This is a genomic window from Ruminococcus sp. (genome assembly GCF_017650195.1).
Lineage (GTDB): Bacteria > Bacillota > Clostridia > Oscillospirales > Ruminococcaceae > Ruminococcus.
On sequence record NZ_JAGCFH010000179.1, the window covers coordinates 1 to 3,293 of the forward strand.

Annotated in this window: 3 protein-coding genes; all 3 read right to left on the reverse strand. The window is 41.0% G+C overall.

All coding sequences use genetic code 11. The features are described 5' to 3' along the window. On the reverse strand, positions 1–1,271 hold a 1,271-nt coding region (locus J6U00_RS08370; protein WP_296580947.1), incomplete at its 3' end, for an ABC transporter permease. Positions 1,272–1,273: 2 nt separating this feature from the next. After that, positions 1,274–2,035 carry an ABC transporter ATP-binding protein gene (locus tag J6U00_RS08375; RefSeq protein WP_296580949.1) on the reverse strand — a complete coding sequence of 254 codons (762 nt, stop codon included), beginning with the start codon at positions 2,033–2,035 and terminating at the stop codon, positions 1,274–1,276. Positions 2,036–2,046: 11 nt separating this feature from the next. Beyond that, entirely contained in the window at positions 2,047–2,643 is a 597-nt protein-coding gene (locus tag J6U00_RS08380) for a TetR/AcrR family transcriptional regulator (protein WP_296580951.1), read from the reverse strand. Positions 2,644–3,293 lie beyond the last annotated feature (650 nt).

Consider the following 3,293-nt stretch of genomic DNA (forward strand, 5'->3'; position numbering starts at 1 on the left):
AGGATATTTCTTCCGGCAGATGCCCCAGCCTGCTTAAAAGCCAAATTAAGAGCTACTGGGCCTATTGAATTGTCTAGCGGAAAGCGGTTCTTACTCACGGGTTTCAGCGGATCTATACCTCTGATAGCATTGATAGGTTCAAGCCGTTTGATCTTCCCCGCCGCAATAATCGTGAACAGCAGAACGAAAACGAGTATACCGAATATACAGATACAAGCGGCTTTGCTGTCGAAAATAGGAGTGTAGGAGAAACCCGACTGCACCGCAAGTACATTCGCAACGAAAGGTAACATCGTGTAAGAAAGAGCCGTTCCGATGATAAGTCCTGCACCGCATATCAAACCGTAGGGAATGACCTGACTGGACATAAGCTGTCTGCTTGTGTAGCCTAAGCCCTTGAGGACTCCCATTTCATTAATCTCCTCATCTATCGTGTTCTTTATCCTGAAACGTGCGAGAAATATGCTTACGATCAGCACAAGAAAGGCAAACACTGCAAGGAACAGCACTATCGTATTTGATACCATAGTACGGCTTTTTTTAGCAGTCTCACGGTCAAGAATCGAAATTGCCGGAATATTTTTGCCTTTGAGAAGTCCAGCGATATCGCTTTTGATCCCAGATATATTCGCGCTATTGTCAGCTTTTACCATGCATTCCGAAACAGCCGTAAAATTCTCGTCTGAACTTATATTATCATAGGCTTTGTCGGCAAGAAATATCCCAATAAAACCAGTACCGTAGTTGCCGTACTGCATCTCACTTACGACGCCGTTCACAGTGAAAGCATATTCCTCGCCGCCTATGATATATCTTATTGTCTCCCCTGTTTCATAGCCACCCAGCACTGACAGATACAAAGGAATATATGCGCCGTTTTCGTCATCTCTTTCGTTTTTTTCATCTATTGTATGCTTTGAGACAGTGCGCTCGTCGGAGAACCTATAGAAATACGTGTTCATCGTAAATTCTGAGCCTTGAAATTCCTGTAATGCGGCGGAAGCAAACATAGCTTCATGCTGTTCGAGAGTCAAAACACCACTTAAATCAAGAATATCATTGGCAATCTCTTCAGATGCAAAAGCAGAGGGAACACTCGCACTGATATCAGCAGTGTTAAGCTCATTAAAACGCTTGTCATAGGCATCGCCCGTCTGAAAAAGAAGAACAAGTGCAATGTTGAGTATCAGCGCAGTTATGAGCATTACGATACCAAATGAGATAAATTGCCCCTTGGCTTTTTTTAGGTTATGCCTTACAAGTCCGCCCATCGTTACCACCCCATATCCTTCAGGAACTTTTCGAGTTTTTCGCTTCTTTCCGTGTCCTCTGCAGAGTATTTGCCTAAATCGCAGTCACCGCATATCTCGCCGTCCTTGATATAAACCACCCTATTCCCCCTTAAAGCTGATTTCTTATCATGCGTAACCATGATGATACTCTGTCCCGTCTCATTGAGCTTTGAAAACACATCAAGCACAGCATCAGAATTATTGGAATTGAGCGCTCCTGTCGGCTCATCGGCAAATATCGCCGAGGGTTGATTTATTGCTGCACGGACAATGCCTGCTCGCTGCGCTTCACCGCCAGAAATTAGCGATGGAAGCTTTTGACGTGTCACAGCAGAAATATTTACCATATCAAACAGTTCATTGGCACGTTTTACAATATCGGCTTTATCCCTGCTTGTAAGACTGCCTGCTGTAATGACATTATCCATAAGGTTCATCTTATCAATCAGATATATCTGCTGAAAAACAAAACCGCAGTTCTTACGCCTGAATACAGCAAGCTCATCGCTGTTCAAACCCGTAATCTCAGTGCCACAGAATGTTATCGTTCCTGCGTTCGGAGTATCCATACCCGAAAGAGAGTACATAAGCGTTGACTTTCCTGCACCAGACGCGCCCATGATAACAGTAAAATCGCCCTTGAAAATATCAATATCAAAATCCGAATAAATGACTTGCTCACTTTCACCCGAACCAAACACTTTTTTCAAATGTCTTGCCGAAATAATAACCTCTTTTTCCATAAAGGCCTCCTTTAACGGATAAGCTCTTGGATAAAGCCCATCGTTCCTGCTTGTGCACCGAAAGTTTTCTCGACTATATCAATAAAGACCTCAATATCCCTTTCATTGAAGCTGCCGCTGTCAAAAATGCGCTGACATATAAAGAGTATCATTTTCACGCGCTCTTCAATATTGGTGCAATCAAATATTCCTTGTGATACGCCCTCTTTCACGACATCAGTCAGAATCGGAGTTGTCACATCAAGCAGTCGCTTGTTAATCTTATCATGCATTAAGATGTTTTCGCTTCGTTCTAGCGTGTTCGCAATTCCGCTTTCTTCCTGCTGCGGACGCATTGCCATTATAACGGCAATGATCTTCTGCGGAACAGGAATTGGCGCAGTAATCACAGCTTTTGCCCGTTCTGCTTCTTCGCTTATCATCATATCAATGACCGCTTCGAGTGTTGCTTCCTTGCTTGGGAAATGGTAATAATAAGTGCCTTTGGCAATACCTGCTTCTGTAATAATCTCGTCGATGCTTGTGTTATCGTAGCCCTTTTCAATAAACATTCGGTATGCGATCTTCAAAAGCTCTTTTTTCCGGCGTTCACCTTTTTCGCCTTTCATATAGCCCTCCTTTTTTCGACTGTTAGTCGAATTTCTATTATTATGATAGCATTTGCCTAACGAATTGTCAAGCACAAAACCGACTCGAGGTCTATTTTTGTGTATTGTAATAAATAATGCTTCTTATATGCGCCGAGTATTATCGAAATCAACAACTAAAAGACGAGTAAATAAAAATAGTGAGCTTTTTCAAACTCACTAATATTGTTTATTATTCAAACGAACTGCTTTCAATAATTTTTGATGTAAACGAGATCTTTGAAACATTCTTTATTTTTGCCTGCTATCTAGTATATAGATACATGATTTTGGCTCTTACATTTTTCTTATAATGCTTAATAATACTATGCCTTTACAGATGATTAGGATTAAAACAATCAGGCGGAAACTCCATAAATGAAGTTTCCGCCTGTATGCTATATCCAAAAAGAATAATTATCACAATATCAAAAATATAAAAAGCTATATGTTAAAACACTCATAATATTCCATAGAGAAGTCTCATGAGTAACATAAGAAGGTTCATAAGAGCATTCTCCAAACTAGGTTCGGCTATTTCCGGCTCTTCTGCAGGAACTATTTCAAAATTTATTATATAAGTTCCTTCATAGCCATTTATACCCTGAATCACAGCAGATGCTGTACCAACA